This window comes from Ramlibacter sp. PS4R-6 (assembly GCF_037572775.1).
Taxonomy (GTDB): Bacteria; Pseudomonadota; Gammaproteobacteria; order Burkholderiales; family Burkholderiaceae_C; genus Ramlibacter.
This window is the reverse complement of the sequence record NZ_JBBHKA010000001.1, coordinates 1,862,788-1,881,539: the sequence shown is the minus strand read 5'-3', so window position 1 is coordinate 1,881,539 and position 18,752 is coordinate 1,862,788. Positions and strand designations below refer to the sequence as shown.

The 18,752-nt window shown below is 69.6% G+C and carries 19 protein-coding genes; 10 read left to right on the top strand and 9 right to left on the bottom strand.

All coding sequences use genetic code 11. The annotated features are described in order from the left end of the window. Positions 1-20: 20 nt before the first annotated feature. Complete coding sequence (locus WG903_RS09170; RefSeq protein ID WP_340074512.1) at positions 21-1,721, bottom strand: long-chain fatty acid--CoA ligase; 1,701 nt, start codon at positions 1,719-1,721, stop codon at positions 21-23. Positions 1,722-1,833: 112 nt separating this feature from the next. On the opposite strand from WG903_RS09170, the gene WG903_RS09165 reads away from it, so the two are divergent. From WG903_RS09165 to WG903_RS09135, 7 genes are all read left to right on the top strand, one after another. After that, positions 1,834-3,210, top strand: coding sequence for an amidase (locus WG903_RS09165; RefSeq protein ID WP_340074510.1), 1,377 nt, complete (start codon positions 1,834-1,836; stop codon positions 3,208-3,210). A 1-nt stretch (position 3,211) separates the two neighbouring features. Next, positions 3,212-3,967 (top strand): 2-keto-4-pentenoate hydratase, encoded by a 756-nt coding sequence (locus WG903_RS09160; RefSeq protein WP_340074507.1) that lies wholly within the window; start codon positions 3,212-3,214, stop codon positions 3,965-3,967. 114 nt (positions 3,968-4,081) lie between these two features. After that, positions 4,082-4,810, top strand: coding sequence for a GntR family transcriptional regulator (locus WG903_RS09155; protein ID WP_340074505.1), 729 nt, complete (start codon positions 4,082-4,084; stop codon positions 4,808-4,810). Further along, positions 4,807-5,601, top strand: a complete 795-nt coding sequence (locus tag WG903_RS09150) for a transporter substrate-binding domain-containing protein (RefSeq protein ID WP_340074503.1) — start codon at positions 4,807-4,809, stop codon at positions 5,599-5,601. Before WG903_RS09155 ends, WG903_RS09150 begins: the two co-directional genes overlap by 4 nt. Positions 5,602-5,610: 9 nt before the next feature. Next, on the top strand, positions 5,611-6,267 hold the full coding sequence (locus tag WG903_RS09145) for an amino acid ABC transporter permease (protein ID WP_340074501.1): 657 nt from the start codon (positions 5,611-5,613) through the stop codon (positions 6,265-6,267). A gap of 4 nt (positions 6,268-6,271) precedes the next feature. Beyond that, positions 6,272-6,922: an amino acid ABC transporter permease gene (locus WG903_RS09140; RefSeq protein ID WP_340074499.1), complete on the top strand. Its 651-nt coding sequence runs from the start codon at positions 6,272-6,274 to the stop codon at positions 6,920-6,922. A gap of 11 nt (positions 6,923-6,933) precedes the next feature. After that, positions 6,934-7,668 carry an amino acid ABC transporter ATP-binding protein gene (locus WG903_RS09135; RefSeq protein ID WP_340074497.1) on the top strand — a complete coding sequence of 245 codons (735 nt, stop codon included), beginning with the start codon at positions 6,934-6,936 and terminating at the stop codon, positions 7,666-7,668. Between the two features lie 37 nt (positions 7,669-7,705). Here WG903_RS09135 and WG903_RS09130 read toward each other — a convergent pair whose 3' ends face one another. The 4 genes from WG903_RS09130 to WG903_RS09115 form a co-directional block, all read right to left on the bottom strand. Further along, positions 7,706-8,050 (bottom strand): DOPA 4,5-dioxygenase family protein, encoded by a 345-nt coding sequence (locus WG903_RS09130; protein ID WP_340074495.1) that lies wholly within the window; start codon positions 8,048-8,050, stop codon positions 7,706-7,708. After that, positions 8,050-8,679 (bottom strand): glutathione S-transferase family protein, encoded by a 630-nt coding sequence (locus tag WG903_RS09125; protein WP_340074493.1) that lies wholly within the window; start codon positions 8,677-8,679, stop codon positions 8,050-8,052. Before WG903_RS09125 ends, WG903_RS09130 begins: the two co-directional genes overlap by 1 nt. 8 nt (positions 8,680-8,687) lie before the next feature. After that, positions 8,688-9,143 (bottom strand): protein tyrosine phosphatase family protein, encoded by a 456-nt coding sequence (locus tag WG903_RS09120; protein ID WP_340074491.1) that lies wholly within the window; start codon positions 9,141-9,143, stop codon positions 8,688-8,690. Between the two features lie 81 nt (positions 9,144-9,224). Then, entirely contained in the window at positions 9,225-9,491 is a 267-nt protein-coding gene (locus WG903_RS09115) for a hypothetical protein (protein WP_340074489.1), read from the bottom strand. 140 nt (positions 9,492-9,631) lie between these two features. On the opposite strand from WG903_RS09115, the gene WG903_RS09110 reads away from it, so the two are divergent. Then, entirely contained in the window at positions 9,632-10,612 is a 981-nt protein-coding gene (locus tag WG903_RS09110; RefSeq protein WP_340074487.1) for a P1 family peptidase, read from the top strand. Here the strand turns inward: WG903_RS09110 and WG903_RS09105 are convergent. Both WG903_RS09105 and WG903_RS09100 read right to left on the bottom strand, forming a co-directional pair. Then, positions 10,606-11,178: a phosphotransferase-like protein gene (locus tag WG903_RS09105; protein ID WP_340074485.1), complete on the bottom strand. Its 573-nt coding sequence runs from the start codon at positions 11,176-11,178 to the stop codon at positions 10,606-10,608. The two genes, WG903_RS09110 and WG903_RS09105, sit on opposite strands and share 7 nt — an antisense overlap. 50 nt (positions 11,179-11,228) lie before the next feature. Further along, on the bottom strand, positions 11,229-13,388 hold the full coding sequence (locus WG903_RS09100) for a DUF1631 family protein (RefSeq protein WP_340074483.1): 2,160 nt from the start codon (positions 13,386-13,388) through the stop codon (positions 11,229-11,231). A 112-nt stretch (positions 13,389-13,500) separates the two neighbouring features. On the opposite strand from WG903_RS09100, the gene WG903_RS09095 reads away from it, so the two are divergent. Then, complete coding sequence (locus tag WG903_RS09095) at positions 13,501-14,073, top strand: YidB family protein (RefSeq protein WP_340074481.1); 573 nt, start codon at positions 13,501-13,503, stop codon at positions 14,071-14,073. Here the strand turns inward: WG903_RS09095 and ettA are convergent, their stop codons facing one another. Both ettA and WG903_RS09085 read right to left on the bottom strand, forming a co-directional pair. Next, complete coding sequence (gene ettA / locus WG903_RS09090) at positions 14,074-15,735, bottom strand: energy-dependent translational throttle protein EttA (protein WP_340074479.1); 1,662 nt, start codon at positions 15,733-15,735, stop codon at positions 14,074-14,076. A 53-nt stretch (positions 15,736-15,788) separates the two neighbouring features. Then, positions 15,789-17,990: a DUF1631 family protein gene (locus WG903_RS09085; protein ID WP_340074477.1), complete on the bottom strand. Its 2,202-nt coding sequence runs from the start codon at positions 17,988-17,990 to the stop codon at positions 15,789-15,791. A gap of 191 nt (positions 17,991-18,181) precedes the next feature. Between WG903_RS09085 and WG903_RS09080 the strand changes: the two genes are divergently transcribed. After that, positions 18,182-18,631 (top strand): hypothetical protein, encoded by a 450-nt coding sequence (locus tag WG903_RS09080; protein WP_340074475.1) that lies wholly within the window; start codon positions 18,182-18,184, stop codon positions 18,629-18,631. Positions 18,632-18,752: the final 121 nt, after the last annotated feature.

Sequence of the window (18,752 nt, the reverse complement as noted above, 5' to 3'; positions counted from 1 at the left end):
GCCGACAGACGAGCTGCCGCCTATCCCGCCCGCGTACTTTCCGCTTCCTGCAGAGCTCGCCACAGCACCTTGCCGCTGCCGCCCTTGGGCAGGCTGGGCGCGAACTGGACGATCTTCGGCGCCTTGTACACGGCCATGTTCTCGCGGCACCACGCGATCACGTCTTCTTCCGTCACCTTGCCCGCGAAGCCGGGACGCAGCACGACGACCGCCTTCACCGTCTCGCCGCGGTAGGCGTCCTTGGCCGAGATCACGCAGGCCTCGGCGATGGCCGGGTGCCGGAACATCAGCGCCTCGACCTCCGCGGGCCAGACCTTGAAGCCCGACGCGTTGATCATGCGCTTGAGGCGGTCGGTGATGAAGAAGTAGCCCTCCTCATCCATGCGGCCGAGGTCGCCGGTGCGGAAGAAGCGCTTGCCCTCGAAGTCGATGAAGGCGTCGCGCGTGGCGTCGGGGCGCTTCCAGTAGCCGTTGAAGACCATGGGGCCGTGCACGATGATCTCGCCCTGCTCGCCCGGCTTCACTTCCTGCTGCGTCCCGGGGTCGACGACGCGGGCGTCGCAGCCGAAGAAAGGCACGCCCAGGCACTGCTGCTTGGGCCGGTCGGGCGGGTTGCTGTGCGAGGGCGCCGCCGTCTCGGTCAGGCCGTAGCCCTCGACGTACTTCAGGTCGAACTGCTCCAGCAGCCGCTGCGCCACCGCCTGCGGCATCGCCGCCCCGCCGCCGCCGATCACCTTCAGGCTGGACAGGTCGTACTGGTCGAAATTGGGGCTGGCCAGCAGGTCGATGATCATGGTCGGGATGTTGGTCCACGACGTGACGTGCCAGCGCGAGATCAGCCGCCCGGCCAGCTCGCGGTCCCAGCGCGGCATCAGCACCAGCGTCGAGCCGAGCCAGATGTTGGTGTGCATCACGCTGACCATGCCCGTGATGTGGAACATCGGCACGACGAGCAGTGCCACCGAATCGGCCGTGCCGTTGCCCCAGGTCGCGCTGCCCATGGCGTTGTGCATGATGCTGCGATGCGGGTGCATGCAGCCCTTGGGCAGGCCCGTCGTGCCGCTGGTGTAGGGCAGGATCGCGAGGTCCTCGCCGGCCGTGACGAGCTCGGGCAGCGGCAGGTCGTTGGCCAGCGCTTCGTCCCACGCAACCGTCTGGCCTCCCGCGATGGGCGGCAGCGCGTGGCGCGTGAGCAGCCAGTCCTTCCAGGATTCGGGCAGCGGGTCCGCCCCCGGCTCGGCGGGATCGAAGGCGTCGGTGTACTGCGTGACGATGAGGTGCGAGAGCCGCTCCTTCGCCGGTAGCGCATCGTTGGCACGCGCGAGTTCGGGCGCGAGGTCGCCCGTGGTGATGGCCACCTTCGCATCGGGATCGGTGATGTAGTGCTTGAGCTCCTCGGCCCGGTTCATCGGGTTCACGGGAACCACCACGGCGTTGGCGCGCAGGATCGCGAAGTGCGCGATCAGCAGCTGCGGGCAGTTCTGCATCGCCAGCACGACGCGGTCGCCCTTGTTCACGCCCAGTGAGACGAGGCGCGCGGCGAGGCGCTCGGCTTGCCGCACCAGCTCGCGGTAGCTGAACACGCGGCCGAAGAACACCACGCCCGGCTTGTCCGGGAAGCGCCGCGCGCTGGTGGCCAGGTTGTCCCACAGCGAGGTGGCCGCCGGGGTGAGGGCATGCGGCAGGCGCACGGGCCAGAAGCGGTAATGCGGGCGGTCCATGGCCCGAGGGTAATCCTCGCCGCAGCCCGGTCGCATCGGGACCATTCCCCAGCGCGTCACCTCGGCGACGCCGATATGATGGGGCGATGGATTTCCTGCAGGACGCGGCGCCGTGAAGCCGCTGTGGCAACTCGGCGCCGGTGCCTTGCACGCGGGCTTCGCGGCGCGCGAATTCACGCCCGAGGACGCCTTGGCGTCCTGCCTGGAACGCAGCCGCGCCTGCCAGGGCGCCGTGAACCCCTTCATCGCCCTCGACGACGGCGCGGCGCGCGAAGCCGCTGCGGCCAGCACCGCCCGCTGGCAGCGCGGGGAGCCGCTCGGGCCGCTCGACGGCGTGCCGGTGTCCCTCAAGGACAACCTGCACGCGCGCGGTTGGCCGACGAGCTGGGGCTCGCGCCTGCTGGCTGCGACGCCGCAGGGCGCGGACGAAGCGCCCGTCGCGCGCCTGCGTAGCGGCGGCGCCGTGATCTTCGGCAAGACCAACCTGCCCGAATTCGCGCTGCAAGGCATCACCGAGAGCGAGGTGGGCGGCGTCACGCGCAATCCGTGGGACCTCTCGCGCACGCCGGGCGGCTCGTCGGGCGGCGCGGCGGCGGCGGTCGCATCGGGATGCGGCCCGCTGGCGCTGACCACCGACGGCGGCGGCTCCACGCGCCGGCCCGCTTCGCATTGCGGCGTGGTGGGCTTCAAGCCCTCGGCGGGCCTCGTGCGCCGCGGCGGCGGGCTGCCCGAGATCTATGGCGACCACGAAGTGCCCGGCGTGATCGCGCGTGACGTGCAGGACGCGGCGCACGCCATGCAGGTGCTGGCGCCGGCCTTCGCGCTGTCGCGGAACGAGAAGCCCGCACGGATCCTCTACGTGCCGCGCTTCGGCGCGCACCGCGTCGACACGGGCATCTCCGCCGAGGTCGGTGCCGCCGCGCAGCGCCTGGCTTCGCTGGGCCACACCGTCGAAGTGAGCGCGCCGGTGCAATGGGCGGAAACCGTCAACGAACTCTGGCCGGCGTATTCGGCGCGCGGCCTCGCCAGGTTGTTCGACCAGCGCGTGGAGCACGGCGATCTCGGCGACCTCGATGAACAGAAGGTGTGCGAGGCCACGCGCGCCAGCCTCAAGCTGGGCCGCGAGGCGCAAGGCATCCGCCACATCGCCGACGCCGCGATCCGCGAACTGCGCGAGCGCATGGCGCTCGTCTTCCGCGACTACGACGCGATCCTCACGCCCGCCACGGCCGCGCTGCCGTGGCCCGTGGGGCGCAGCCATCCCGCGACCATCGACGGCCACGCCGCCGGGCCGCGCGGGCACGCGGTGTTCACGGCCTTCGCCAACGCGGCGGGCCTGTGCGCGATCGCCGTGCCCGCCGGCTTCGTGCACGGCCTGCCGTGCGGCTTCCAGCTGGTCGCCGCGCAGGGCAACGACGCGGGGCTGATCGCGCTGGCCCTCGCCTACGAGCAGGCCTTCCCTCGCGCGGCCGAGTGGCCGACACCCTGACATGACGAAGACATTCGATGCCGCCGCAGCGGCCCACCGGCTGGTGTCGGCGCGCATGAGCGGCACGCCGGTCGCCAGCGCCGACGTCCTGCCGCCCGATCGCGCGGGCGCCTTTGCCGTGCAGGATGCGACGGTGGCTGCGCTAGGCGCAGTCGGCGGCTGGAAGGTCGGCGCCAAGGGGCCGGCGGCCGAACCGGGCTGCGCGCCGCTGCCGGCCGCGGGGCTGGTGGGCAACGATGCGGTGCTCACGGGCCCCGGGTGGCGGATGCGCGGCATCGAAGTCGAGGTCGCGGTGCGTTTCGCGCGCGACTTCATCCCGGCCGGGCCCGACGCCGGCCGCGACGCGATCGTGGCTGCGCTCGATTGCGTGCTGCCCGCGATCGAAGTGGTGGAAACGCGCCTGGCCGATTGGCGCGAGAGCGACCCGCTCGCGCAACTGGCCGACCTGCAGACGCACGGCGCCTTGGTCCTGGGCGCGCCTTCTTCCGTCGATGCCGCCGGCATCGACCTGCGCGCCGTGCAGGCCTATCTCGCCTTCGACGGCCAGCCGGTGGCCACCACGCGCGGCGGCAACACCGCGGGCGACATCTGGCGCCTGCTCGGGTGGGTGGCGTGGCAGGCCGTGCAACGCGGGCGCCCCCTGCGCGCCGGCGACGTGGTGACCACGGGCTCTTGCACCGGCATGCTGTTCGCGGGCTCCGGCTCGCAAGTCGTCGCCAACCTGGCGGGCATCGGGGACGTGCAGCTCCGTTTCTGAGCGCCTGCGAACCAAGGCGGTGCGCGGGGCAGCCATGACCCCCGGGAAATCCCCCGGTCTGGTGCGCAAATCTTGTATACCAGTGGCACGCAAGCTGCTCTAGAGTGGCTGCACATGGCCACTTCCCCCGAGATTTCCGACCGCATCCTCGAAGCCGTCATGGCGCGCAAGCTGGAGCCGGGCTCGCGCCTGGGCGAGCAGCAGCTGGCGATGCTGTTCGACTGCAGCCGCACCATCGTGCGCGAGGCGCTCACGCGCCTGGCTGCGCGCGGCATCGTCACCGTGAGCGCGCGGCGCGGCTGGTACGTGGTGGAGCCGACGGCCGACGAGGCACGCGAGGCGTTCGAGGCCCGCAAGGTGATCGAGACCGGCCTGATCCGCAGCAGCAAGTCCATCGACAAGCCCGCCGTGCAGAAGCTGCGCGCGCACATCGCGCGGCAGAAGGCGGCGGTCAAGGGCACCGACGTCGGCGCGCGCAGCTTCCTGCTGGGCGACTTCCACGTGTGCCTGGCCGAATGCCTGGGCAACTCGCTATTGGCCGACACGCTGCGCGACTTCACGGCGCGCACCACGCTCATCGCCATGCGCTACCAGTCGCCCGAGGACGCCGCGCGCTCCTGCGCGGAGCACGTGGGCATCGTCGCGGCGCTGGAAGCCGGCGACCTGAAGAAAGCCGAGCAGCTGATGGCCGCGCACCTGTCCACGTGGCAGAAGAAGCTGCACGTGCCCGGCGAAGACCCGCTGCACAAGTTGCGCACCGCCCTCGCGCCCGTCACCACGGGCGCGAGGGCACAGGAGTTGCATACAAGGAAACGATCCACCTACCTAGGAGAAGTGCTATGACGCCCACCCGCCGCCTGTTCGCCCTGTCCCTCATCGCCGCATCCGCGCTGGCCGCCACGGGCGTGCGGGCGCAGGCCGCGCTCGACGACATCCTGAAGGCCAAGGAGATCAAGATCGCGATCCCCACCGACTTCCCGCCCTACGGCTTCGTCGGCACCGACCTGAAGCCGCAGGGCCTGGATATCGACGTCGCGAACTACATCGCCGCCAAGCTGGGCGTGAAGGTGGAACTGCTGCCGGTCACCACTGCCAACCGCATCCCCTACCTGCAGACGCGCAAGGCGGACCTCGTGATCTCCACGCTGGGCAAGAACCCGGACCGCGAGAAGGTCATCGACTTCACCATGCCCTACTCGCCCTTCTACATCGCGGTGTTCGGCCCGAAGCCGACCGCTGCCAAGGGCCCGAACGACCTCGCCGGCAAGTCGATCTCGGTGACGCGCGGCTCCATCGACGACCAGGAGCTCACGAAGGTCGCGCCCAGCGCGGCCGAAGTGCGCCGCTTCGAGGACAACAACTCCACGGTGTCGGCCTACGTCGCCGGCCAGGTGCAGCTGATCGCGACCAGCGCGCAGGTGGCCGGCGCGATGATGGCCAAGAACCCGCAGATGGGCACCGAGTTCAAGTTCGTGCTGAAGGACTCGCCCAACTACATCGGCGTGGGCAAGGGCGAGGACAAGCTGCGCGCGAAGGTCAACGAGATCATCGCGGAAGCACGCAAGAACGGCGACATGGACAAGATCGCCATGAAGTGGCTGGGCCGGCCGCTCGGCGACCTGCCCACGCAGTAAGCCGCCGCCGTGCGCGTCACCTTCGACTTCCTCGCCGTCCTCTCGCAGTGGCCCATGCTGCTGAAGGGGGTGGCGTGGACGCTCGGGCTGACCGTCGTTTCCGCGGTGATCGGCGTGGCCGTCGGCGTCGCGTGCGCGTGGACGCGCAGCGAGGGGCCGGCGTGGCTGCGCGCCGTCGCGGGCACCTACGTGGAGTTGATCCGCAACACGCCGTTCATCGTCCAGCTGTTCTTCGTGTTCTTCGGCCTGCCCGCGGCAGGCGTGCGTCTTTCGCCGGAGGCGGCATCGGTGATCGCGATGGTGGTCAACCTCGGCGCGTATGCCACCGAGATCATCCGCGCCGGCATCGAGGCCACGCCGCGCGGCCAGGTCGAGGCGGCCCTGAGCCTGGCGCTCACGCGCGCGCAGGTCTTCGTGCGCGTCGTGCTGCCGCCCGCGCTGCGCAAGGTGTGGCCCGCGCTCGTGAGCCAGATCATCATCGTCATGCTGGGGTCGGCGGTCTGCGGGCAGATCTCCACCGAGGAACTCAGCTTCGCCGCCAACCTGATCCAGAGCCGCAACTTCCGCGCGTTCGAGGCCTTCATGGTGGCCACGGCGATCTACCTGCTGCTGGCGATCGGGCTGCGGCGCCTGCTCAATTGGGCCGGGCCCAAGTTCCTGTTCTAGCGCGATGGTCGAATTCGCCTTCTGGGACATCCTGCGCAACCTGCTCCAGGCCTTGCGCTGGACGGTGGCGCTGTCGCTCATCGCCTTCGTCGGCGGCGGGCTGGTGGGCCTCGCGCTGCTCGTCGCGCGCATTACGCCCAGCAAGGCCGCCCGCGCCTTCGTCGCCGGCTACGTGCAGCTGTTCCAGGGCACGCCGCTGCTGATGCAACTGTTCCTCGCGTACTTCGGCATCGCGCTCTTCGGCATCAACACCTCGCCCTGGGTGGCCGCCGCGCTGGCGCTCACGCTGTACACCAGCGCCTTCCTCGCCGAGATCTGGCGCGGCTGCGTCGAGGCGGTCCCGCGCGGCCAGTGGGAGGCGGCGCAAAGCCTGGCGCTCAACTTCCGCGAGCAACTGCGCCACGTGGTGCTGCCGCAGGCCACGCGCATCGCGATCGCGCCCACCGTCGGCTTCCTGGTGCAGGTGATCAAGGGCACGGCGCTGGCCTCGGTGATCGGCTTCGTCGAGCTGACCAAGGCCGGCACCATGATCACCAACGCGACCTTCCGGCCCTTCCTCGTCTACGGCTGCGTGGCGCTGCTTTACTTCGCGCTGTGCTTCCCCATCAGCCTGTATGCGCGCCGCCTCGAGGCGCGCCTGCGCCCGGCGCATTGAAAGCAGCGAACATGTCGAACGTCGTCGAAATCCGGGGCCTGCGCAAGTCGTTCGGCGCCAACGAGGTGCTGAAGGGCATCGACCTCGACGTCGCCAGCGGCGAGGTCATCGCCATCATCGGCAAGAGCGGCTCGGGCAAGAGCACGCTGCTTCGCTGCATCAACGGCCTGGAGAATTTCCAGCATGGCACGCTCTCGGTGGACGGCAAGGCGCTGCTGCACGACAACCCCGCGGCCATGCGCGAGCTGCGCCAGCACGTGGGCATGATCTTCCAGAGCTTCAACCTCTTCCCGCACCTGAGCGTGGGGCGCAACGTGATGCTGGCCCCGACCCTGGTCAAGAAGACGAACGACACGGAAGCGCAGGCGCTGGCGCGCAAGCTGCTGGAGCGCGTGGGCCTGGCCGAGAAATTCGACGCGATGCCCGATCAGCTCTCCGGCGGCCAGCAGCAGCGCGTGGCCATCGCGCGCGCGTTGGCCATGCAGCCGGCCGTGCTGCTGTGCGACGAGATCACCAGCGCGCTCGACCCCGAGCTTGTGGGCGAGGTGCTGCGGGTGGTCGAGGGCCTGGCCAACGACGGCATGACGCTGCTCATGGTCACCCACGAGATGAACTTCGCGCGCAAGGTGAGCGACCGCGTGATCTTCATGCACCAGGGCAAGGTGCACGAGATGGGCCCGCCGGACAAGCTGTTCGGCGCGCCCGAGACGCCGGAGCTGAAGCAGTTCCTGTCGTCGCTCGACTGATGCTGTCATCCCGGCGCAGGCCGGGATCCAGTGTCTTTCAATTCAACGCCGTCAGGTCCAGCGGCCAGTCGTTGCCGAGCCAGTACGCATAGGTCGTGTGGTCGGCGATCACGTCGCCGCTCAGGCCGTGCACGAGGATGTCGAGCCCGTTGCGGTGCTCGTCGAGCCACGGGACCAGCCGGTCGAATTCGTCGGCGGCGAATGCCAGTTGCACGCTCCATTGCGGATGCGGCCCCACCGGGCGCACGTGCACGCGCCCCACTTGCACCTTGAACAGCCTGCCGGCCTCCTCGGCCAGGGCGCGCGCCTGCTCCACAGTTTCGGGGCCGAAGTAGATGTGGGCGTGGTACGCCTTGTGGACGTTGACGGGGCGTTGCGGCATCAGGCGTCCCAATGCGCGCGGAACACGGGCGCGACGAGTTCGTGGGCTTCGATGCGCTGGAGCAGGTCCGCGAACTGCGGGCGGTGCTCCTTCAGGTGCGCGCGGGCACCGGCCCACTTCGACACGACGACGGCAAGAAAGTCCAGCGCCCCCGGCGCCGCGCCATTCAGGAACGGCGTGGCCTGGAAGGTGTCCGCGAAGATCTCCCAATGCCTGTGCAGGCGCGCGCGCGTGCCGGCGCGGACGGCGTCGAGCGATTCCTTGTCCTGTTCGCTGGTGAAGCGGTCGGGATAGTCGAGGATCGTGATGCAGCTGTAGCAGTTGGCGGGGATGTAGACCAGGCCGCGGATCGCCTGCGCGCGCGCGGCGTCGTCCTTCGGCAGCAACACGCCCGGTTTTGCGGAAAGTCCCAGGTGGATGAGGATCGCCGCGCTCTCGCTCATCACGCTGCCGTCGGGCAGCACCAGCGTCGGGATCTGCGCGAGCGGGTTGACCTTGCGCAGCTCGTCGAGCCCGGGGCCGGGCTCCCAGCTCGCCGCGTTGACGATGCGGTACTCGAGGCCCGCGGCGCGCAGGCCCATCTCGGCCGTCGCCGAACCCGAGCCCTTCGATCCGTACAAGGTGTACATGCGCCCTCCTATCGCTGCAGCGAGCGTTCGATGAATGCCGACCAGGTTTCATTGGGCTGCCACAGGCCGCGCAGCAGCTCGAACGCTTCCTCGCGCGGCCGGCCGTCGCGCAGCGTCCAGTACAGCCCGAGGAAGGCGGACACGCGCATGTTCGCCGCGCAATGGACCCACACCTTGCGTTCGCGGTGCGCATCCATCGCGGCGAAGAAGCGCGACAGGTCTTCGTCCTGGGGCGAGGCGAACTGGACGGGAATGTGGACGTAGTCCATGCCGAGCGCTTCGACCGCCGCGCGCTCGTCGGGCAGCGAGTAGCGCGGGTCGTCGTGCAGCGCGAGGTTGATCACGGTGCGGTAGCCCGCCGCCGCGATGTCGGCGAGCTGCGCCTCGGTGGGCTGGCCGGACGTGCCCAGGCGTGCGTCGACGGCGCGCCAGTTGTGGATCGAGGCGAACGCAGGGGTTGCCATGCGGCGCAGTTTAGTGCGGCCGCAGGGACCCCCGGAAGACACTGGATCCCGGCATGCGCCGGGATGACGAAGTCGCTTCGCTTACTTCGTCAGCTTGGCGAAGACGTAGCCGATGGCGAAGGCGCCGAAGACGACGGCCAGCGGGTTCGCGCGAATCTGCTCGCGCGCCATCTCGCCGTACTCGTCGTGCCAGCCGATCACGCGCTCGGCGCCGGTGTTGAGCGACTGCGCGACGGTGTCGACGGCCTCGTGGGCCTTGTCGGCCACGCGTTGGACCTTGGCTTGCGCGCCGACGCCGTTCAGGCCGGTGGTGGTGCTGTTCGTGGTGTCCATGGTCTCGCTGTTCATGTGTGTCCTCGTCCGTTCGGAAAAAAATCGCCAGCGGCGCCGGCGAACACCCCCACTGTAGGAAGCTCGTCGCTGCGCGCCTGTCGGAAAGGTGCCTGCATGCTTTGTAGGACGGCGCCTGCGCACGGATAATGATCCGGATGGGTTCGATCACCGACGTCGCCGGCATCTCTGCCGGACATTTCACGGATGCGCGACGGCCCACCGGCTGTACGGTCGTGCTCTGCAGTGACGGGGCGGTGGCCGGCGTGGACGTGCGAGGCGCGGCGCCCGGCACACGCGAGACGGATTTGCTGGCCCCCACCAACCTCGTGGAGCGCGTGCATGGCGTGCTGCTCGCGGGCGGCAGCGCCTGGGGCCTCGACGCGGCGACCGGCGTCGTGCGCTGGCTCGAGGAGCATGGCGCGGGCCTCGACGTGCGTTTCGCGCGCCTGCCGCTCGTGCCGGCGGCCGTGCTGTTCGACCTGTATTCCGGCGATCCGGCAATCCGTCCCGATGCGAACGCGGGCTACGAAGCCTGCAAGGCCGCGTCCACGCAGGCGCCCGCCGAAGGCAACGTCGGCGCCGGGGCCGGCGCGGCGATCGGCAAGGTCTTTGGCCTCGAGCGCGCGATGAAGGGCGGCATCGGCACCGCGTCGCTGCGCGTGGGCGACGTCACCGTCGGCGCCATCGTCGCGTGCAACGCCGTGGGCGACGTCGTCGACCCGGAAACCAGCACCGTGATCGCCGGGGCGCGCACCGCCGACGGCAAGTCGCTCGTCGACGCGCGCCGAGCCATCCTCGCGGGCGAGCTGCCGCAATCCGTTTTCTCGGGCACCAACACGACTATCGGCGTGGTCGCCACCGATGCCGCGCTGACGAAGGCGCAGGCCACGCGCCTGGCGACGATCGCCCACGACGGGCTGGCGCGCGCGATCCGCCCCGTGCACACCATGTCCGACGGCGACACGATGTTCGCGCTGGCGACGGGCCGCGCGAAGGATTCGCCGGGCATGCTGGTGCTCGGGACGATGGCTGCCGAAGCGACGGCGCAAGCCATCGTGCGCGCCATCCGCGCCGCGCACGGCATCCGCGCCGGTGCGCTGCACCTGCCCGCGGCGCGGGACCTGCCGCTTCAGTAGCGCGACACGTTGGCGCGCCAGGCCAGGTGGCCGCCGCTGCGCAGGCTGCCCGCGAGCTGCCGGGCGATGTCGCGCGGCGTGCGCAGGCTGGTGTCGATCTCGTAGTCCAGCACCAGCGCGTCGGACGCGTGCCAGTAGCCGTGCTCGGCTTCCTCCAGCGTGCGGTCGCCGCGCGAGAGCGTGCGCCGCTCGGTCTCTTCCCACGAGCAGCGCAGGCCGACCATCACGGGCTGGAACTCGCCCAGTGCGCGCAGCAGGTTGCCCGCCGCGCGCTCGCTGGCCACGACGCATTCGAAGACGACGCTGTGCCCGCGCTCGAGCAGCACGCGCACGCACTGGAAGGCGGCGGCCGTGACCGCGCGCGAATCGATCAGCGACCAGTCGTTGTAGCGGTTGGCGCGATCGAGCACCGACTTCGGCAGGCACTCCAGCACCGCGTCGATGGAGAAGTGCAGCCACGGGCGCGGCATCAGCTCCTCCTGCAGCGCGCGGGCGAGCGTGGTCTTGCCCGAGCTCGACCCGCCCGAGATCACGACCAGTTGGGGTGCGTCCGTGTCCGTCTCCACGGAGGCGGATCAGACACCGCGCTGCTTGCAGGCGCCTTACTGCGAAGGGCCTACAGCCGGGCGTGCAGGCTGTTGCGCAGCGCCTGCTCGACGACCGCGTCCAGCGCGCCTTCCACCATCGCCTGCCCGGAGATCGTCTTGAGCGTCCCGCTCTTGAGCATCTTGGCCAGCAGCCGGCGCGTCATTGACTGCGGCTGCCCGCCCTGCCCCGTGAACATGAACAGCGTCCCGTGCGGGCTGGCCCACGTGACCTGCACGCGCTGCCAGCCGTTGCCCGTCATCATCTCGACCCACGCGCCGGGCTGCAGGTGGTCCACCGGCAATTCGGGCAGGTCGTCCTCGTCGGCCGGAGGCTTGGTGCTGTTGAATTCGTTCGGCTGCGTGGAGGTGAAGGCCTTGGGCGCGGCCATCGACGGGTGCGTCTCCATGAAGCCGGACTCCTGCGCCTCGCTCGGGGCCAGCCACGCGCCCGGGGCGTCCTCGCCTTCTCCCATCATCGCTTCGAGTTCCTCGCGCGAGAGCTTCGGCGCTTCGGCCGGCGCGCCGCCGCGCAGGGCCGCGCGATGCGCCTGCGCGAGGTAGTCGAGGAAGTGGTCCGCCGATGCCTGCGGGTAGGCGATCGTCGCGAGGCCGTGCTTGATCTTCTCCACCAGCGCGGGCACCAGCTTGACCAGGCGCGCCGTCTGCGAGCCCACCACGCGCGGCTGCACGCTCCAGATCAGGTCGGTGAGGATGGCCGTGTAGCCGCCCGGGTCGTGCGAGCCCGTCGTGTCCGTCAGGCGCGCCTGCGCGATGACCTGCGCCCACGGGCCGGTCACGAACGCGGCGATCTCGCGCGACGCCGACTGCAGGTCGGGCCGCAGGCGCAGGCCCTTGGTGACCTTCTCCGCGAGCAGGTTGCGTTGCTCGGCGTTGAGCAGCGCGCGCACCGCCTTCTCCCGGTGGTGGCGGTCGCGCTTGAGCATGTCGCCCCAGGCGTCCTCCAGCGTCTTGATCGCGAAGTCGAACGGTTCGCCGCCGGGCACGCGCGTCTCGCGCAGCACTTCCACGGCCTGGCGCAGCGGGTCGATGAACGCCTGGAAGCCCGGCGACTGCGGCGACTCGAAGCCCAGGCTGCGCTGCGTGAACTCGTCCAGCAGGCGGCGCGCGGGGTGCTTGCGGTCGCTGAAGAAGCGCGGGTCGTCCAGCGCCAGCCGCATCAGCGCGGGCTCCAGGTCGCGCACGCATTGCTGCACCGGCTGCAGCAGCCGCTTGTCGCCGGCGATGCTGTCCACCATCAGCTTGACCACTTCCTGCGCCAGCACCTGCGCGGGCTCGCGCGGCGGCTTGCGGCCTTCGGCCAGCGCCTTCGCATCGGCCAACTGTCGCTGGCGCATCCGCTGCACGACCTCGTCGACCTGGCGCATGTTCTCCAGCGCGTCGACGGCCGCCGGCATGGTGGCCGAGAACTGCGGGCGCGACCCGCCTTCCTTGCTGCTGTCGGTGAAATCGCCCGTGAGCAGGTTGCGCAGCTCGCGCAGGTTCAGCAGCGACTCCTGCGGCGCGGCGGCCGGCGGCTGCGCCGCCGGCGTGGCGACGAAGCGCGCTTCCTTCACGCCCTGCGCGCGCATCCAGGCCGAGAGCTCCTGGTAGACGCGCGCCAGCTCCAGCCCGAGCGCGTCACCGAAAGCCACCATCCAGCGCACGCGCATGGGCGCGGAGATCGGGCTTTGCTGCACCACCGTGCGCAGGCTGCGCACGTACACCTCGGGCCTCAGCGGGTTGCGATCGGCCTGCACGCTGCCCAGGCCCTGCACCGCGGAGATCAGCGCGTTGAGTTCCGTCAGCTCGGCTTCGACGATGTTGCCCACCGCCTGCTGCAGGCGTGCGTGCTCCACGTTCTCGTGCACCTGGTCCTCGCCCATGAGCTCCAGCGAGTCGAAGCTGAGCGTGGCCGCCTTGCGCGTGTCGCCCGCGATCGCATGCGCGAACTCGGCCAGCAGGGCTTGCGGGTACGCCTCGCACAGGGACTGCTCGTGCTTCATCAGCGTGCGAGCGGCTTCCACGGACAGGCGCCGCTCGATCTCGTCGGGGCCGGTGGTGCCGCGGCGCTGCAGCGATTCGCCGGCGCGCACGACCAGGCGCTGCATCAGGGCGCGGCCCTGGGCGGCGGCTTCCTTGATGCAGGCCCGGTACAGGGCCTGGTAGGTCGTCTGTGTCGGCACACCCATTCGCTTTCTTCTCCCTGCGGGTCGGCGCCGCCTGCTCGCGTGCATCGGCACCGGCCTACGAACTGTCGTGGTACACGAAGTTTAAGCTGGTCGGCAACTACAGGAGACTTCCATGCGCAACCCCCTTCTCGCCCAGGTCCTGGGCGGCGTCTTCGCCAACGCCATGCGCGGACGCGCCAACCCGGGTCCGTTCGGCCGCACCGGCGGCATGGGCGGCGGGCTCGGCGGCGCCGCGCTTGGCAGCGTGCTCGGCGGCATGATGTCGCGCGGCCGCGGCGTGGGCGGCCGTGGCGGCGGCCGCGGCATGTTGCTCGCCATGCTGCTGCCCTTCGCGATGCAATGGGTGCAGCGCAACGGCGGCATCGGCGCGGTGCTCGACAACTTCCGCCAGAAGGGCTACCAGAAGCAGGCCCAGTCGTGGGTGGACACCGGCGACAACGAGCCGATCGAAGCCGAAGCCGTCAACAACATCGTGGGGCGCGAAGAGCTCTCGCGCATCGCCCAGCGCCTGGGCGTGCCGGAAGGCGACGTCGCGGAGGCCTTTGCGGAGATCCTGCCGGAGATGACCAACCAGCTGTCGCCCGAGGGCGACGTGCCGCCGCAGGCGGACGAGGCACTCGACGAAGGCCGCAAGCAGCTCGAGCAGGAGCTGCAGCAGATCAAGCCGGAAGTGCAGCTGTCCTGATTACTTCAGCGCCTTGAAGCGCACGCGGTGCGGCTTGGCGGCTTCCTCGCCGAGCCGCTTGCGCTTGTCCGCTTCGTATTCCTGGTAGTTGCCGTCGAAGAACACCCACTGGCTTTCGTCTTCGGCCGCGAGGATGTGCGTGGCGATGCGGTCCAGGAACCAGCGGTCGTGGCTGATCACCATGACGCAGCCCGCGAACTCCAGCAGCGCATCTTCCAGCGCGCGCAGCGTTTCGACGTCGAGGTCGTTGGAAGGTTCGTCCAATAGCAGCACGTTACCGCCCTGCATCAGCGTCTTGGCCAGGTGCAAACGGCCGCGCTCGCCGCCCGACAGCATGCCCACCTTCTTCTGCTGGTCGCCGCCGTTGAAGTTGAAGCGGCCCGCGTAGGCGCGGCTGGGCATCTGGAACTTGCCGACGATGATGTTGTCCAGGCCGCCCGAGATGTCTTCCCACACCGTCTTGTTGTCGCTGAGGTCGTCGCGCGTCTGGTCGACCACCGCGAGCTTCACGGTGGAGCCGATCTTGATCGTGCCGCTGTCCGGCTTTTCCTTGCCGGTGATCATGCGGAACAGCGTGGACTTGCCCGCGCCGTTGGGGCCGATGATGCCGACGATCGCGCCCGCGGGCACCTTGAACGACAGGTTGTCGATCAGCACGCGGTCGCCGAAGGACTTGGTGACGTTGGTGAACTCGATGACCTCGTTGCCCAGGCGCTCGGCGACGGGGATGAAGATCTCGTTCGTTTCGTTGCGCTTCTGGTATTCGACGTCGGACAGTTCCTCGAAGCGCGCCAGTCGCGCCTTGCTCTTGGCCTGCCGCGCCTTCGGGTTCTGGCGCGCCCACTCCAGCTCCTTCTTCATGGCCTTGGCGTGCGCCTCCTCGCCCTTCTGTTCGGCGACCAGGCGCGCTTCCTTCTGCTCCAGCCACGTGCTGTAGTTGCCCTTCCACGGGATGCCGCGGCCGCGGTCCAGCTCCAGGATCCACTCGGCCGCGTTGTCCAGGAAGTAGCGGTCGTGGGTGATGGCGACGACCGTACCGGGGAAGCGCGCGAGGAACTGCTCCAGCCATTCCACCGACTCGGCGTCCAGGTGGTTGGTGGGCTCGTCGAGCAGCAGCATGTCCGGCTTGGACAGCAGCAGGCGGCACAGCGCCACGCGGCGCTTCTCGCCACCCGAGAGGTTCTTGATCACCGCGTCCCACTCGGGCAGGCGCAGCGCGTCGGCCGCGATCTCGAGCTGGTGCTCGTCGCCGCCGCCGGACGTGGCGATGATCGCCTCGAGCTTGGCCTGTTCGGCGGCGAGCGCGTCGAAGTCGGCATCGGGCTCGGCGTACGCGGCGTACACCTCCTCGAGGCGCTTCTTGGCGTCCATCACGTCGCCCATGCCGCCTTCGACGGCCTCGCGCACCGTCTGCCCGGGGTCGAGCTGCGGCTCCTGCGGCAGGTAGCCGATCTTCAGGTTGGGCATCGGGATCGCCTCGCCCTCGATCTCGGTGTCGATGCCGGCCATGATCTTCAGGAGCGTGGACTTGCCCGAGCCGTTCAGGCCCAGCACGCCGATCTTGGCGCCGGGGAAGAACGACAGGGAGATGTCCTTCAGGATCTGCCGCTTCGGCGGCACGATCTTGCCGACGCGGTTCATTGTGTAGACGTACTGGGCCATGCGGGGTTCTCTGGGTGAACCCGTGATTATCGCGGTTCGGCCCGCGGCGGCGCTCAGGCCTTCTTGTCGATGCTGTTCTTCAGCGCGGTCTTGGCGACCTGGTCGAGCGCCTCGTCCACCACGTTGCGCTCGGCGACCACCTTGATGTGCCCTTCGGCGCGCAGGCGGTCGAGCGTGCGGCGCGACATCGAGTGCGCGCTGCCGGCCTGCGAGGTGAACATGAACAGCGTGCCGGCGGGGCTCGACCACGTGAGCTGCGCCCGGATCCATTCGCCCTTGACGTTGAGCTCGACCCAGGTGCCGGTCTTCATGTCGTTGGCGCGCACGTTGGCCGGCGCCTCCTCGACGGCGGCCGCCTCGGGGCTGGCCACGTGCTCGGGGGCCAGGACCTCCTCGTCGATCCAGCCGGAATCCTCCGATTCCTTCTTGTCGAGGTACATGAAGAGTTCGGCCGCTTCCTCGTCGGTGAAGCGCGATTCCTCGGCCTCGGCCGCGTCGGCCGCGGCCTGCACGCTGGCGTCCTTGCCTTCGTGCACCGCCGCCTTGTGCAGCACGATGAGGTTGTTGAAGAAGCGCGCCGTCAGCTCCGGCGGGTACTCGATGCGGTCCAGGCCCTCGCGCAGCTTGGCGAGAAGGCCCGGGATCATCTGCACCAGGCGCTTGGCGCGCCCGCGCGTGGCGGTGCTCTTCTGCACGCTCCACACCAGGTCGTCGACCATCGCGCGGTAGCCGAAGGGGTCGTCGGAGCCGTCGGTGCAACTGAGCTGCGCCTCCGCCACCACCTGCGCCCAGGACGTGCGCAGGAAGTCGCCGACGAAGTCGGGCACTTCCAGGTCCTTGATCTGCTCGACGAAGTCCGCCGCGAGCTTCTGCGCCAGCAGGTTGCGCTGCTCGGCGTGCAGCAAGGCGCGGGCGGCCTCTTCGCGGCGCTCGCGCAGCCCGGAGTCGTGGTGGGTCCACTGTTCCTGCAGGTGGTCCAGCAGCTCGCCGAAGATGTCGGCGTCGACCACCTTGCTGTCGAGCCATTGCACGGCGTCGGTGACGGTCGCCATGAAGCGCTGCCAGCCGGCGTCGTTCGTGTCGGAGTAGCCCAGGCTGCGCTGCGTCACCTTGTCCAGGAACTGGCGGGCGGGGTGCGTGCGGTCGGAGAAGAAGCGCGAGTCCTCGGCCGAGAGCTTGAGCACCGCCGGCTCGATGGAGGCCAGCTTCTGCTGGAAGTCCGGCAGCAGCCGCTTGTCCTTGCCGAGGTTCTCGAACATGAGGCGCACGACCTCGCTGCCCAGTTGCACGCCCAGCCGCGGCGCCGACTCGTCGACCACCTTCTCGCGCTCGGCGAGCATGTCCACCGGCTGGTCGCCGCCTTCCTTCTTCGGCTTGGGCCGCGACTCCAGCTTCTGGATCAGCACGTCGGCCTGCTTCATCTCCTGCAGCAGCGACATCGACGCCGGCATGGTGTGCAGGAACTCGGGCCGCGCGGTGTTCGCGTCGAAGTCGCCGTGCAGGAGCTTGCGCAGCTTGTCCAGCGTGAGCAGCGTCTTCTGCACGGAGTCGGCGACCTGTGCCGTGGCCGTGCCGACCTTGGCGCGGCCGCCGATGGGCACCGCGGGTTCCACGCCGCAGGAGCGCAGCCAGTCGGCCAGTTCGCGGTAGAGCTTGCGCAGGTTGGCGCCCAGCAGCCCCGCCGCGGGTGCGATGAGGACTTCGCGCAGCTCCGACGACGGCACGTGCGTGGCCAGCGTCGTCTGCAGCGCCCGCACGAACACCTCGGGCCGCACGGGGTTCAGCCCCGGCTGGATGGTGCGCCAGCCGAGCAGCGTGCTCACCAGCGAATCGAGCGTGGGCAGCACGTCGTCGACGGCGATCGTCACCTCCTGCTGGGCGCGCGCCACTTCGATGCTCTGGTCCAGCTCGGCGTCCTCGAACAGGCGCAAGTCCTCGAAGCGCAGCACCTCGGCCTGCAATTGTTCCTTGCCGCCGCCTTCGTAGACGAGCCGCGTGAGTTCGGTGCGGTAGGTGGCCGTGACGGCCTTCGAATTGCCCGAGAGTTCGGCCACCGCGGCCTTGAGGCCCGGGGCCTGGAACCCGGCGATGCGCTTGGCGCTGCCGGGGGCGGTCGCCTCGACCAGCCCGGCGAGCATGTCGGTGACCAGCAGGTCGGACTGCTGCAGCAGCGCTTCCAGGCAATCGTTGAGCGATGGCTGGAGGGCGGTCGGGTCGTCGGCGACCCCAATGCGAAGCTTGAGCAGTTTGGCCATGGACTTCGGCGGCGGTAGAACCAAAATTATGGTCGCGCAAGGCTGAGGCAGCCACTTTTATCCGTAACCGCGACGCCCCCGCGACACACCACCCCGCCCCCGTGTTTGTCCTAGGGGTGCGAGTCATCCTCCCGTAAGTAATCGTAACCATGCTGGCGGTGGGAGACAACCCATCACAAGCGAGGTCCATCATGCTCTACGTCAAGACCGAAGCGGGCCGTAAGGAAGTCCTCCAGAGGAGTCCGGCGCTGTCGCCCGCGCAGCGCCAGGTCCTGATCCTGTGCGACGGCGAACGCCACCTGGAAGACCTGGGCACGATGATGCCAGCCGAGGCCGTGCGCCCGGCCCTGCAGCATCTCGTGTCCGCCGGGCTCCTGGTGCTGCGCGATGGCGCGGTGAAGGTCATGCCGGTGGAAGTGGCGCTGACCGAGTCGGAGCGCTACCGCGCCATCGTCGAACTCGCCACGTCGATGGCGACCGACCTGGGCTTCACCGCCCGCGTGAAGGCGCAACTGCAGATCGAGCGCGCGCAATCCATCGGCGACCTCACGGGCGTGGTGGAACTGCTTTGCAAGCACCTGCAGAAAACGCCCCTGATGGCGCTGCGCCTGGACAAGCTGAAGCAGCTCGCCCACGCCTGACGGCGATCCGTGCGACAATAGGGACTCCTGCGGGCTCCCAGTTGCCTGCAGGCTCAGCGATACCGCTGGGGCGCGGCGGCTTCCTCGCGAAGCGAAGCCGGTGACAGGCGCCCACCCACCA